This is a genomic window from Kitasatospora sp. GAS1066B (assembly GCF_041262605.1).
Lineage (GTDB): Bacteria > Actinomycetota > Actinomycetes > Streptomycetales > Streptomycetaceae > Kitasatospora.
In genome coordinates this window covers 25,051-37,323 of record NZ_JBGCCO010000030.1, presented here as the reverse complement: position 1 = coordinate 37,323, position 12,273 = coordinate 25,051, and the positions used below count along the sequence as shown (strand labels likewise).

Sequence of the window (12,273 nt, the reverse complement as noted above, 5' to 3'; positions counted from 1 at the left end):
CTGCGAGTCCCCGTGCCTGCCACAGCCCAGCCCCTTTCCACAGCACTCCCTCCCGTAGGAGACACTTGGATTCTGTCAGTCCCTACCTTGGAGGAACCGTTGGAGTTCGACGTCACCATCGAGATCCCGAAGGGCTCGCGCAACAAGTACGAGGTCGACCACGAGTCCGGTCGTCTTCGTCTTGACCGGATGCTCTTCACCTCGACCCGCTACCCGGCCGACTACGGCTTCGTCGAGGGCACTCTCGGCGAGGACGGCGACCCGCTGGACGCCCTGGTCATCCTGGACGAGCCGACCTTCCCCGGCTGCCTGATCAAGTGCCGCGCGATCGGCATGTTCAAGATGACCGACGAGGCGGGCGGCGACGACAAGCTGCTCTGCGTCCCGGCCACCGACCCGCGCTGGGAGCACCTGCGGGACATCCACCACGTCTCGGAGTTCGACCGCCTGGAGATCCAGCACTTCTTCGAGGTCTACAAGGACCTGGAGCCCGGCAAGTCGGTCGAGGGTGCCGAGTGGGTCGGCCGCGTCGAGGCCGAGACCGAGATCACCGCTTCGGTCAAGCGCCTGGCGGAGTCCGGCGACGCGCACTGAGCGTGATGCTTAACCTCCGCCCTCGGTCGAGCGACCGAGGGCGAAGGTGAGGGATCAGTCTCAGCGTGCTCAGACCACGGCGCGGATCTCGCCGACCACCTCGGCGCCGCCGTAGAGCGGGGCGCCGCCGATCCGGTCCAGCACCTGGTCGGTGTACCCCAGCCGGCGCAGCAGCGCGGCGAGCACCGGGCCGAGCGCCCGGCCCGCGCCGTCGTCGATCTTGAAGGCCAGCGCCCGGCCGTCCGGCAGCGCCACCGCCTGCACGGCCTCCGCGCCCATCTTGGAGAGGGTGCCCGGGATCGCCCGCATCAGCCAGGTGTCCGGGCGGCGGGTGCCGGCCACGTACTCGGGGTGGGCGCGCATCGCGTCGGCGACCAGTCGCGGCGCGCTGCCCTCGGGGGCCCGCAGCAGCGCGCGGTAGCCGCGGGCCAGGCCCACCAGCGAGACGGCCAGCAGCGGGGCGCCGCAGCCGTCCGTGCCGGCGGCGGCTATCGACTCGCCGCTCGCCTCCTCCAGGGCCTCGTGGGCCAGCCGCTGGATCGGGTGCTCCGGGTCCAGGTAGCTCTCGGTCTGCCAGCCGTTGGCCAGGCTGGCGGCCAGCCAGGCGGCGTGCTTGCCCGAGCAGTTCATCACCAGCGGCTCCCGGCGGCCGCCGCCGGCCAGGTACGCCTCGGCCTCGGTCGGGTCCAGCGGCAGGTCCGGCGGGGTCTGCAGGGCGTCGGCGCCCAGGCCCGCGCCGGACAGGATGGTCCGCACCCCGTCCAGGTGAAACGATTCTCCGGAGTGGCTGGCGGCCGCCAGGGCCAGCAGCTCGCCCTCGATCGGCAGCCCCGCCCGCAGCGTGGCCACCGCCTGGAAGGGCTTGTTGCAGGAGCGCGGGAAGATCGGCCGCTCGGGGTCGCCCAGCGCGAACTCGATCGAGCCGTCGGGCGCGAGCACCACCAGGGAACCGCGGTGGTACCCCTCGGTGAAGCCTGAGCGGACGACCTCGGCGAGGACGGGCGACAGGGCGGCGGAGTCTGGCATCGGTGGCAGCCTTCCGGAGCAGGAGGGTGGGAGCCGGCCGCCGTCGCCCGCTGGTTCTCAGTCGGGCAGCGGGCCGCCGGCCAGCAGGTCGTCGACCCGCGCTTCCCCTTCACGGTACCGCCGGGTGATCTCCGCCCCGCAGCCGTCCGCCGTGCGTTGCAGCAGCTGGCGGCGCCCGGAGACCTCGCGCTCGTGCGCGGTGAGCCGGTCCAGCGCCGCGAGCAGCTCGGCGGAGGCGTGCGCGGCCAGGTCGGCCAGCTGCACGTCGCCCATCAGGGCGTCCGCCTGCGCCTGGTACTGCTCGCCGCGCGGGGTGCCCAGGGTCAGGTGCCGGGCCGACTGGCGCACGTTGGAGGGCGCGTCGGCGAGGATCTGCGGCAGCCGGTGCAGCAGGGTCTGCCAGCCGGCGTCCGGCTTCGGCGGGCACAGCCGGACGTCGAGCGTGCGGCGGTCCAGCTCGGCCCGCAGGATGTCCACCCGGCCCTGCAGCAGCCGGCGCAGGTACGAGAGGTCGGCCTCCTGCTCCAGGGCGTCCCGGCGCAGCGTGCGCAGCTCGTCCAGGGCCAGCGCCTCGATCACCGGCACCTCCGGTGCCGCGGGCTTGCCGGGCACCCCGTTCGCCTCCATCGACCAACCACCTGCCCTCGGATAGATCCCACCCGTGTCACCCCTGCCCTTGGTGGCACGCTCCGGCGCCCCCTGGGGTTCCCCACCAGCACCGCTGCCACCCACTCGGGCGAGCGCCCTCGGCACGGGTGTGCGAGCGGTGCGAACGGCCGTCCGCGACGGGCGGCACGGCCGACTCCGGAATCGTGCCACCCCGCGAGCACCGCTGCGGCGCAGATGCACCCGAACGGCGGCCTGGCGAACGGGACCTGGCTGATATGACCTGTCGGCGGCTCGGCACAATGGCCGCATGCGAGCAGTGGTGCAGCGGGTGAGCGAGGCCGCCGTGACGGTGGCCGGGGAACAGGTCGGCGCGATCAGCGGTCCGGGGCTCTGCGTCCTGGTCGGGGTGACGCATCAGGACACGGCGACGCAGGCCGCCGAGCTGGCGCGCAAGCTGTGGACGCTGCGGCTCTTCGACGGTGGGGATAGCGAGCTGTCCTGCTCGGACCTCGACGCGCCGCTGCTGGTGATCAGCCAGTTCACGCTCTACGGCGACGCCCGCAAGGGCCGCCGGCCCACCTGGCAGGCCGCCGCGCCCGGGCCGGTCGCCGAGCCGTTGCTGGCCGAGCTGGTCGAGCGGCTGCGGGCGCTGGGCGCGACGGTGGAGACCGGCCGGTTCGGGGCGGACATGAAGGTCTCGCTGGTGAACGACGGGCCGTTCACCGTGCTGCTGGAGGTCTGAGGTCCCGGAGCGCGCTCCAGCGCTGCGGGGCTACGGGGCTACGGGGCTACGGGGCTACGGGGCGACCACGACCTCCTGGGCGGCCGGCACACCGCCGGCCCGCAGTTCGGCGTCCACCGGGACGTTGCGCTTCACCAGGGCGAGCGCGATCGGGCCCAGCTCGTGGTGGCGGGCCGCGGAGGTGACGAAGCCCAGTGCCCGGCCCTCCGGCTCGGCGGCCAGGCGCACCTCGGTGCCGTGCGCGGGCAGCACCTCCTCGGTGCCGTCCAGGTGCAGGAAGACCAGCCGGCGCGGCGGCTTGCCCAGGTTGTGCACCCGGGCCACCGTCTCCTGGCCGCGGTAGCAGCCCTTGTTGAGGTGCACGGCGGAGCCCAGCCAGTCCACCTCGTGCGGGATGGTGCGGTGGTCGGTCTCGAAGCCCAGCCGCGGGCGGTGCGCCTCGATCCGCAGCGCCTCGTAACCCCAGATCCCGGCCGGGCTGCCGAACTCCTTCGCCTGCTCGGCGAGTTCGCCGCGCGGCAGGAACAGGTCCCGCCCGTACGGCAGTTCGCGCACTGCGGCGGCGCCGGCCGCGGCGGCGGGGTTGCCGGCCGGCAGGTGGACGACGGCGAACCGCTCGGTGGCGTCGGCCACCTCCACCCGGTACATGAACTTCATCCGCTCCAGGTACTCCAGCAGCGCCGGCTGGGTGCCCGGCTCGACGTGGGCCCAGGTGGTGGTGCCGTCGTCGACCAGGTAGAGGGCGTGCTCGACGTGCCCGTGCGGGGAGAGGATCAGCGCCTCGGTCGCGTGCTGGGGCGGGAGTTCGCTCACGTGCTGGGTGAGCAGCAGGTGCAGCCAGGCGAGCCGGTCGGGGCCGGTCACGGTGATCACACCGCGGTGCGAGAGGTCGGTGAAGGCCCGGCCGGCCGCCAGCTCCCGCTGCTCGCGGAAGATGTCGCCGTAGTGGGCCGCGACGCCCTCGTCGGCTCCCTCGGCGGGGACGGCTCCGGGCAGGGACAGCAGCGGGCTCTTCATGCCCGCCAGCTTACGACTGCGGCTGCCCGACCCCGGCGGTGCAGTCGGCGCAGCGGCCGAAGATCGCGAAGTGCTTGAGGTCGGTGTCGAAACCGTGCTCCACGCGCAGGCTCTCGATCAGCGGGGCGGCGATCGCGGTGCCGGTCTCCTGCACCTTGCCGCAGTCCCGGCAGACCAGGTGCAGGTGGTGGTGGCGACCGGCCAGGTGGTAGGTCGGCGCACCGTGGCCCAGGTGGGCGTGCGAGACCAGGCCCAGCTCCTCCAGCAGCTCCAGCGTCCGGTAGACGGTGGAGATGTTCACCCCGCTGGCGGTCAGCCGGACCTGGGCCAGGATCTCGTCCGGGGTCGCGTGGTCGAGCGTGTCCACCGCCTCCAGGACCAGCTGGCGCTGCGGGGTGAGGCGGTAGCCGCGCCGGCGCAGGTCGGCCTTCCAGTCGGTGCCGGTGTCCGCCACCACGCTGCCACCCCTTCGCCACTCGCTCGCCCGCCGCTCAGCGGAAGAAGGCGATCCCGTCGTCCGGCAGGTCGTTGATGTCCTTGATCAGCTGGGCCGGGCTGAGCACCTTGCGCAGCTGGGCGGACATGTAGGGGCGCAGCGGCACCTCGGGCGCCGCCTTCTCGCCGACCCAGAGCAGCTCGTCGTTGACGAAGCCGTAGAGCCGCTTGCCACCGCTGTAGGGCGCCGAGCCCTCGACCCGGGCGACCGCGTCGGTGGCCACGTCGATCTGCGGCTTGCCGTCGGCCAGCTTGCCGTACCAGATCTCCACCGTGCCGTCGTCGCGCACCATGGAGATCTCCACCTCGCGCTCGCCGCTGGTGCCCTGGTGGTTGCTGGTGATCCGCCAGAAGCCGTGCTCGGTCTCCAGCGGGCGGATCTTCTCGCCCTCGTTGTCCAGCACCCAGCTGCGGGAGCGGAACTCCAGGAACGGGCGGCCGTCGTGGCGGAAGACGACTTCCTGGCCGAAGTTGCACTTCTCCTGGCCGGGGAAGTCGAAGACGCCCGCTCCCTCCCAGGTGCCGAGGAGGAAGGCCAGCGAAACGACGTCCTTGTGGAGGTCGGAAGGAATCTCGATCATGGTCCTGGATCGCAGTCGTGGGCGGTGGGCTACCTCTACGGTACGGGAGAGGTCAGCGCTGGCCCTGGTACAGCTTCATCACGGAGAAGACGGCGAACCAGGCGATCACGACGGCCACGACGCCCAGCAGGATGTCGAAGAAGAGTTCAAGACCGTTCACGGTGGGCTCCCGGTGCGGTGTCGGCGGACGGACGATGACGGCGCGAGTCTATCCGGCCCCACCACGCGCTTCACGGTGAGGCCCGCCACGCGGCCGGTCTAAGCTGACGGCGTGTCGAAGAAGCTGGTCATCAAGGTCACCGCCGGAGCGGACGCGCCCGAGCGCTGCTCGCAGGCCTTCACGGTCGCCGCCGTCGCGGTCGCCAGCGGGGTCGAGGTCTCGCTCTGGCTGACCGGGGAGTCCTCCTGGTTCGCCCTGCCCGGGCGGGCCGCGGAGTTCGAGCTGCCGCACGCCGCCCCGCTGCCGGACCTGCTGGAGTCGATCCTGGCAGCCGGCACGGTCACCCTGTGCACCCAGTGCGCGGTCCGGCGCGGCATCGAGCAGGCGGACACCATCGAGGGAGTCCGGATCGCGGGCGCCCAGGTCTTCGTCAGCGAGATCATGGCCGACGCCGTCCAGGCGCTCGTGTACTAGGGCGTCAAGAGGCCGGCCTCACCGCTCGGTCTCGTGGTCCGGCTTGTCCCGGTCGTGCCCCGGCTCCTCCCACTTGGGGTCGTCCCAGCGCGGGTCCCGCCACCAGTCGTCCTCCGGGTCGCGCCGGTTGGCGAAGATCGCGGCCAGCGGCGGGATGACCATCGCCACCAGGCACATGCCGATCGCCGCGCCCACCGAGAAGAACCGCACGACGCCCCAGGCCAGGACGAAGAGCCCGAGGCAGACCGCCATCGCCGCGAAGTAGTAGACATGCCTGCGCCGCTGCTGCACACCTCCCAGTAAAGCGCTGAGCCCCCGCCGACGGGCAGGGGCTCAGCGCTTCTTTCCCGAACGGGGTCAGACCGCGATCGGGACCTCGGTCAGGGCGCCCTGGGAGGCGACCACCTTGCGGTCCACGGTCGCGCCCGGCACCAGCGCACGCACGGTCCAGCTGCCGGGGGCCGCGAAGAAGCGGAACTGCCCCGTGGCCGAGGTGGGCACCTCGGCGGTGAACTCGCCGCCCGCGTCCAGCAGGCGCACGTAGCCGTTGACCGGCTCACCGTCGCGGGTCACCGAACCCTGGATGATCGTCTCGTTCGCCACGTCAACTCCTGCCAGGTCCGGGCCGCCGGCCTTCGCACCACACATGTCTCGGTCTCCTTGCTTCTCGGTACGGCGCGGTGCCGCTCAGGCGCCGATCTCGATCGGCACGCCCACCAGGCTGCCGTACTCGGTCCACGAACCGTCGTAGTTCTTGACGTTCTGCTGGCCGAGCAGCTCGTGCAGCACGAACCAGGTGAGCGCGGAGCGCTCGCCGATCCGGCAGTAGGCGATGGTGTCCTGGGCCAGGTCCACGCCCTCCTGCGCGTAGAGCGCGCGCAGCTCGTCGTCCGACTTGAAGGTGCCGTCGTCGTTGGCGTTCTTCGACCACGGGATGTTGCGGGCGCTCGGCACGTGGCCGGGGCGCTGCGACTGCTCCTGCGGCAGGTGGGCGGGGGCGAGCAGGCGGCCGGAGAACTCGTCGGGCGAGCGCACGTCGACCAGGTTCTTGTTGCCGATCGCGGCGACCACGTCGTCGCGGAAGGCGCGGATCGCGCTGTTCTGGGCCTGCGCCTTGTAGGCGGTGGCCGCGCGGTCGGGGACCTCGGAGCCGTCGACCAGGTCGCGGGAGTCCAGCTCCCACTTCTTGCGGCCGCCGTCCAGCAGGCGGACGTCGCCGTGGCCGTAGAGCTTGAAGTACCAGAACGCGTAGGAGGCGAACCAGTTGTTGTTGCCGCCGTAGAGGACGACGGTGTCGTCGTTGGCGATGCCCTTGGCGCTGAGCAGCGCCTCGAAGCCGGCCTGGTCGACGAAGTCGCGGCGGACCGGGTCCTGGAGGTCCTTCTTCCAGTCGATCCGAACGGCGTTCTTGATGTGGTTCTTGTCGTACGCGGAGGTGTCCTCGTCCACCTCGACGACGACGACCTTCGGGTCGTCCAGGTGGGCCTGGACCCAGTCGGCATCGACCAGCACGTCGCTGCGGCTCATGTTCTGTCTCCATCCGGGGGCGGTTGGCGGAAGGTGAGGGCCCGGCCGGTCACGGTCCGGCCATCCGGGCCACTTGTCCGAAAATCTGTCCGGATAGTGGGACGGGGCGGGGAAGCCGGTACTGCCGGGCAAGCTGGGGAGAAATCCGGCCGCAGGCGAGAATGCCTGGTCAGGCCAAGGGTGCGGGCGTGGCGGCGAGTCGATTCTGCCGGACCGGGCCGCCGGTCAGCGCATGCGACACAGGCAGGCAGCCACGCGGCAGAGGTCTACCGCCCGCCGCTTCGTGAGGTCCGCCTGTCGCTTCATGAGGACGATGCTAGGGAGCCGGGACCGCCCCTGTCACCAGCGTATCGAATGGCGAGACCAATATGTTCGAATAGTGGGATTTCGGACCCTGGGTCAGCCGATCAGCTGGACGTGGCTGCCCTGGAAGGTGAGGGCCAGACCGTCGGGCTGCGGGGCGACCTGCTGCAGCCGCAGGCCGACCGGCATGCCGCCCTGGAGGGTGAAGGTGTGCGAGCCGATCGCCGAGTTGACCAGCTGCCCGACACCCGGCAGGGCGCCCACCCCGGGCAGCGCGCCCACGCTGTCCACCTCGACCGTGTCGCCGTTCGTGCGCAGCTTCACCGTGGTGCTGAGCTTCTGCCCGAACATCACCCCGGTCACCTTCACCAGGCCCGGGCCCCCGTAGCCGAGCGTGACGCTCTGGTCGAGGCCGAGCAGGCTGTGCACCTCCTGGTAGCTGACCCGCCCGGTGCCGGTGCCCGAGTCGATGGTCGCCGACTTGTAGTCGCCGGAGAGCTGAACGCCCTTCAGGTCGGCCGAGAAGGACTCCAGTTGGAAGCTGCTGCCGCCGCCGGACAGCTGAACGCCGGCGCCCGACAGGTGGACGCTGCCGACCTTCCGGCTGATCAGGTCGGTCAGGAAGGGGAGGTCGTCGATCGAGACCGAGGGCTTGCCGGTGATGCCCTGCCGCCCCGCCAGCCGGTCGGCCGCCTGCCCCTGCGCGACCACCACCGCGATCCGGTCGGCGCCGACCAGCAGCCCCGCCGGCACCAGGACGGCGACGGCCGCTTTGATCCAGGTCCGCATCGAACTCTCTCCCCGTCCTCGCTCGTCCTACCGCCGTAACGACGATCCGGCGCGGACCATGGTTCCGAACGGGCATCCGGCAGCTGAGCACCGGGGTCCGGTCGGCCGCCCGCACCCGGTCCGGTCAGCCGCCCGCGAAAGGCGGCAGCACCTCGATGGTGCCGCCCTCGGTCAGCGGCACCCGGGTGCGGTCCCGGCCGCCGACCGGCTCGCTGTCCACCAGGTAGGAACAGATGCCCAGCAGGCGGACGAAGGTCGGACGGTCGGCGTGCCGCGCCGCGGCCTGCGCCAGCGCCTCGGCCAGGCTGGCCGCCCGGTACGGCTCCTCGGCGACGCCCGCCTCGGCCTTGGCGGCGGCCCAGTAGCGGATGGTCCCGGCCACCAAGGTGGTCGGTTCGGTGGTCGCGGTCATGGCGGCCCCTTCTCGAAGGTGTACACATACGTGTGCCGGTCGCTGCCGTGCTCCATCATCGCCCCGGCCCCGGACCAGGCGGGAATCCCGCAGGCCAGAGCAGGCGTACCCGGGGCGCACGGGGCCGGATGCGAAAAGGATCACGTGTCCTGACCCCTGCGCCGGCCAGCTCTGTTGAGCTATTCTCGATCGCTAAGGGATCCGGGCAGAGTCGCCCCCGGGTCCTTTTGTGCTTTCAGGACTCCGATCCGGACGTCCTTGCGAGTGGTAGCCCACCCGTACCAGTGGCCGCACGACGAGGTGCCGGCCCCCGGTCCGCGGAGACGAAAAGAGGACGACCCGGGATATGAGTTCTCTCCTCCTGCTCACCAACGCACTGCAGCCCTCCGCGGAGGTGCTGCCGGCCCTCGGGCTGCTGCTGCACCAGGTGCGGGTGGCCCCGGCCGAGGGGTCGGCGCTGGTCGACACCCCCAGCGCCGACGTGATACTGGTCGACGGCCGGCGTGACCTGCCACAGATCCGCAGCCTGTGCCAGTTGCTGCGGTCCACCGGCGTCAGCTCCCCGCTGATCCTGGTGGTCACCGAGGGCGGGCTGGCCGCCGTCACCGCCGAGTGGGGCGTCGACGACGTCCTGCTGGACACCGCCGGGCCGGCCGAGGTGGAGGCCCGGCTGCGGCTCGCGATGGGCCGCCAGCAGCAGGCCCAGGTGGACGACAGCCCGATGGAGATCCGCAACGGCGACCTGTCGGTGGACGAGGCGACCTACTCGGCCAAGATCAAGGGCCGGGTGCTCGACCTCACCTTCAAGGAGTTCGAGCTGCTCAAGTACCTCGCCCAGCACCCGGGCCGGGTCTTCACCCGGGCCCAGCTGCTGCAGGAGGTCTGGGGCTACGACTACTTCGGCGGCACCCGCACGGTGGACGTCCACGTCCGGCGGCTGCGGGCCAAGCTCGGCGTCGAGCACGAACAGCTGATCGGCACCGTACGCAACGTCGGCTACCGCTTCGTGATCCCCTCGCAGGGCGACAAGGCCGAGCGCGGCGCGGGCCAGAGCGAGCCGGCCGAGCGGACGGGCGCCGAGCGGACGGGCGCCGAGCAGGTGGTCGGCGGCGGCCCGCCCAGCTGACCTGCGCGGGCCCGGCAACGTGACCGGGCCCACCGGCCAGGGCTGGACAAACACGCGTAGACTCCCGCTGTGGCCAAGGTGACGCGCGACGATGTAGCCCGACTGGCTGGGACCTCGACCGCGGTCGTCAGCTATGTCATCAACGACGGACCGCGACCTGTCGCGCCCGCGACCAAGGAGCGGGTGCTCGCCGCGATCGAGCAACTCGGCTATCGGCCGAACAGCGTCGCGCAGGCGATGGCCTCCCGGCGGACCAACCTGATCGGCATGATCGTGCCGGACGCCCGCCAGCCGTTCTTCGCCGAGATGGCACACGCGGTCGAACGCGCCGCCTCCGACCGCGGCAAGCTCGTGCTGATGGGCAACTCGGACTACGCCGACGACCGCGAGATGCACTACATCCAGGCCTTCCTCGGCATGCGGGTCTCCGGCCTGATCCTGGTGAGCCAGGGCGCCCCGCAGCGCGCCGCCAAGGAGTTCGCCGCGATGGAGGGCGCCAAGGTGGTGCTGCTGCACCGCCGGCCCGACGCGATCGACGACGTCTCGGTGGTCACCGACGACGTGGGCGGCGCGGAGCTGGTGGTGCGCCACCTGCTGGAGGTGCACGGCCACCCGTACGTCGCCTGCTTCGGCGGCCCGGTGGACACCCCCGCGCCCGGCGACCCGGTGATCGACCACGTCGAGGGCTGGCAGCGGGCGATGGAGGGCCACCGGCTGCCCGTCGACCAGCACCTGATCGACGCCCCCTTCCACCGCTACGGCGCCTACGAGGTGGCGCTGGAGCTGCTGCGCTCGGAGCACCGCCCGCCGGCCATCTTCTGCTCCACCGACGACCAGGCGATCGGCGTGCTGCGGGCCGCCCGCGAGGTTGGCCTGCGGGTCCCGCAGGACCTGGCGGTGGCGGGCTTCGACGACATCCCCGAGGCCGCGCTGGCCGACCCGCCGCTCACCACGGTGGCCAGCGAGCGCGAGGCGATGGCGCGCGCGGCGGTGGACCTGGTGCTGGACGACTCGCTGATGGTGCCGGGCTCCGAAACCGAGCGGGTGCGCCGGTTCCCGTCCCGCCTCGTGGTGCGACGCTCCTGCGGCTGCGACGGCGCCCCGCGGTGACCCGTGGGTGGGCGGCAGAGTAGCCGCCCTTTATGAGAAGTCAACGGGCTTCTCTGTCCGTTCTGACCGGACTCTCATGGGTTCTTCATCCGCCGGGCGGACGGTTTGATCCATGAGCGACCAGTACCGCACCACCGCAGATGAGTCGGGGTCCAGCCTCCCGCCGAAGCCGGCCGGAGCACCCACCGCTCACCAGGAACACCCGATGGCGCCGGCCCCGGCCGTGGCCCACTTCGACTACACCCAGGGCGCCTACGCCGCCGGCACCCCGGCCGCCTCGGCCGGCGGCGAGCCCCCCTACTACGGCCCGCCGCCCACCGTGGTCGGCGAGCAGCCCGAGCCGGGCAGCCCCGCGCACCGGGCCCGCACCGGGTTCCTGCGCGGCCGGCTCGCCCTGGTCACCGCCGTCGCCGCGGTCGCCGCCGTGCTCGGCGGGCTGGCCGGCGGCGCGGTCGCCGATGCCCGGCACAGCACCTCCGCCGGCTCCACCACGCTGGTCAGCCCCGTCTCCGCGAAGAGCGACGGCAGCGCCGACGTGGCCGCGATCGCCGCCGTCGTCTCGCCCAGCGTGGTGCAGATCGACGTCCAGTCGAACAGCGGCACCTCGACCGGCACCGGCGTGGTCCTCACCGCGAACGGGCAGATCCTCACCAACTACCACGTGATCTCCAGCGCCGTGGGCGGCGGTGGCACGATCACCGTCACCTACCAGAACGGCACCAAGACCTCGGGCAGCATCACCGGGAGCGACAAGTCGCTGGACGTCGCGGTGATCACCGCGAGCGGAGCCAGTGGCCTGCCCACCGCCACCCTCGGCGACTCCGACGCGATGGCGGTCGGCGACTCCGTGGTGGCCATCGGCAACCCCGACGGCCTGACCGGCACCGTCACCTCCGGCATCATCAGCGCCAAGAACCGCCAGGTCACCGTCCAGGTCGACGAGGGCAGCACGCGCGGCAACGGCGGCTTCGGCTACCCCTACTTCCCGGGCTACGGCGGTCGTTCCAGCACCGCCACCGCCTCGGACACCGCCACCTACTCGGCCCTGCAGACCGACGCCGCACTCAACCCGGGCAACTCCGGCGGTCCGCTGATCAACTCGGCCGGCCAGGTGATCGGCATCGACTCCGCGATGTACTCCGGCAGCGGCAGCGGCTCCACCAGCAGCAGCCAGGCGGGCAGCGTCGGCCTCGGCTTCGCCATCCCGATCAACGCCGTCAAGCAGGTGCTGCCGAAGATGCAGGCCGGTCAGACGCTGTAGTCCACGGTTCGGCCCGCCGAACACCGCACAATGGCAAGACCCCTTCC

General features: G+C 71.9%; 17 protein-coding genes. 6 read left to right on the top strand and 11 right to left on the bottom strand.

Annotated elements, in window-relative coordinates:
• Nucleotides 1-99: 99 nt before the first annotated feature.
• On the top strand, nt 100-594 hold the full coding sequence (locus tag ABH937_RS28940) for an inorganic diphosphatase (RefSeq protein WP_280689822.1): 495 nt from the start codon (nt 100-102) through the stop codon (nt 592-594).
• A 69-nt stretch (nt 595-663) separates the two neighbouring features.
• Here ABH937_RS28940 and ABH937_RS28935 read toward each other — a convergent pair whose 3' ends face one another.
• Both ABH937_RS28935 and ABH937_RS28930 read right to left on the bottom strand, forming a co-directional pair.
• A complete protein-coding gene (locus ABH937_RS28935) occupies nt 664-1,620 on the bottom strand; it encodes an asparaginase (RefSeq protein WP_280689824.1) in 957 nt (318 codons plus the stop codon).
• A 57-nt stretch (nt 1,621-1,677) separates the two neighbouring features.
• Entirely contained in the window at nt 1,678-2,247 is a 570-nt protein-coding gene (locus ABH937_RS28930) for an ABC transporter substrate-binding protein (RefSeq protein WP_370219985.1), read from the bottom strand.
• Between the two features lie 289 nt (nt 2,248-2,536).
• On the opposite strand from ABH937_RS28930, the gene dtd reads away from it, so the two are divergent.
• Nucleotides 2,537-2,971 carry a D-aminoacyl-tRNA deacylase gene (gene dtd / locus ABH937_RS28925; RefSeq protein ID WP_370219984.1) on the top strand — a complete coding sequence of 145 codons (435 nt, stop codon included), beginning with the start codon at nt 2,537-2,539 and terminating at the stop codon, nt 2,969-2,971.
• A gap of 54 nt (nt 2,972-3,025) precedes the next feature.
• On the opposite strand, the gene ABH937_RS28920 is transcribed toward dtd, so the two are convergent.
• From ABH937_RS28920 to ABH937_RS28910, 3 genes are read right to left on the bottom strand one after another with little or no spacing between them, the layout of a single operon-like run.
• A complete protein-coding gene (locus tag ABH937_RS28920) occupies nt 3,026-3,988 on the bottom strand; it encodes a folate-binding protein YgfZ (protein ID WP_280689828.1) in 963 nt (320 codons plus the stop codon).
• A gap of 10 nt (nt 3,989-3,998) precedes the next feature.
• The gene (locus ABH937_RS28915) at nt 3,999-4,445 is read right to left on the bottom strand and encodes a Fur family transcriptional regulator (protein ID WP_280689829.1); all 447 of its coding nucleotides are present in this window, start codon (nt 4,443-4,445) and stop codon (nt 3,999-4,001) included.
• Between the two features lie 34 nt (nt 4,446-4,479).
• On the bottom strand, nt 4,480-5,064 hold the full coding sequence (locus ABH937_RS28910; protein ID WP_280689830.1) for an FABP family protein: 585 nt from the start codon (nt 5,062-5,064) through the stop codon (nt 4,480-4,482).
• Nucleotides 5,065-5,335: 271 nt separating this feature from the next.
• On the opposite strand from ABH937_RS28910, the gene ABH937_RS28905 reads away from it, so the two are divergent.
• Nucleotides 5,336-5,698 (top strand): DsrE family protein, encoded by a 363-nt coding sequence (locus ABH937_RS28905; RefSeq protein WP_280689831.1) that lies wholly within the window; start codon nt 5,336-5,338, stop codon nt 5,696-5,698.
• An 18-nt stretch (nt 5,699-5,716) separates the two neighbouring features.
• Here the strand turns inward: ABH937_RS28905 and ABH937_RS28900 are convergent, their stop codons facing one another.
• The 6 genes from ABH937_RS28900 to ABH937_RS28875 form a co-directional block, all read right to left on the bottom strand.
• Nucleotides 5,717-5,989 (bottom strand): DUF3099 domain-containing protein, encoded by a 273-nt coding sequence (locus ABH937_RS28900; RefSeq protein WP_280689833.1) that lies wholly within the window; start codon nt 5,987-5,989, stop codon nt 5,717-5,719.
• Nucleotides 5,990-6,055: 66 nt separating this feature from the next.
• The gene (locus ABH937_RS28895; protein ID WP_266294945.1) at nt 6,056-6,346 is read right to left on the bottom strand and encodes a DUF1416 domain-containing protein; all 291 of its coding nucleotides are present in this window, start codon (nt 6,344-6,346) and stop codon (nt 6,056-6,058) included.
• A 39-nt stretch (nt 6,347-6,385) separates the two neighbouring features.
• A complete protein-coding gene (locus ABH937_RS28890) occupies nt 6,386-7,225 on the bottom strand; it encodes a sulfurtransferase (RefSeq protein WP_280689834.1) in 840 nt (279 codons plus the stop codon).
• Nucleotides 7,226-7,450: 225 nt separating this feature from the next.
• Nucleotides 7,451-7,531, bottom strand: coding sequence for an Ms5788A family Cys-rich leader peptide (locus tag ABH937_RS28885; RefSeq protein ID WP_369405619.1), 81 nt, complete (start codon nt 7,529-7,531; stop codon nt 7,451-7,453).
• A gap of 93 nt (nt 7,532-7,624) precedes the next feature.
• Nucleotides 7,625-8,317 (bottom strand): DUF2993 domain-containing protein, encoded by a 693-nt coding sequence (locus tag ABH937_RS28880; RefSeq protein ID WP_280689835.1) that lies wholly within the window; start codon nt 8,315-8,317, stop codon nt 7,625-7,627.
• Between the two features lie 124 nt (nt 8,318-8,441).
• Nucleotides 8,442-8,729: a MoaD/ThiS family protein gene (locus tag ABH937_RS28875; protein ID WP_280689837.1), complete on the bottom strand. Its 288-nt coding sequence runs from the start codon at nt 8,727-8,729 to the stop codon at nt 8,442-8,444.
• Nucleotides 8,730-9,075: 346 nt separating this feature from the next.
• Between ABH937_RS28875 and ABH937_RS28870 the strand changes: the two genes are divergently transcribed.
• From ABH937_RS28870 to ABH937_RS28860, 3 genes are all read left to right on the top strand, one after another.
• Entirely contained in the window at nt 9,076-9,855 is a 780-nt protein-coding gene (locus ABH937_RS28870; protein WP_280689838.1) for a response regulator transcription factor, read from the top strand.
• A 69-nt stretch (nt 9,856-9,924) separates the two neighbouring features.
• Complete coding sequence (locus ABH937_RS28865; RefSeq protein WP_280689839.1) at nt 9,925-10,965, top strand: LacI family DNA-binding transcriptional regulator; 1,041 nt, start codon at nt 9,925-9,927, stop codon at nt 10,963-10,965.
• A 112-nt stretch (nt 10,966-11,077) separates the two neighbouring features.
• A complete protein-coding gene (locus tag ABH937_RS28860; RefSeq protein ID WP_370219983.1) occupies nt 11,078-12,226 on the top strand; it encodes a trypsin-like peptidase domain-containing protein in 1,149 nt (382 codons plus the stop codon).
• The last annotated feature ends 47 nt before the right edge of the window (nt 12,227-12,273 follow it).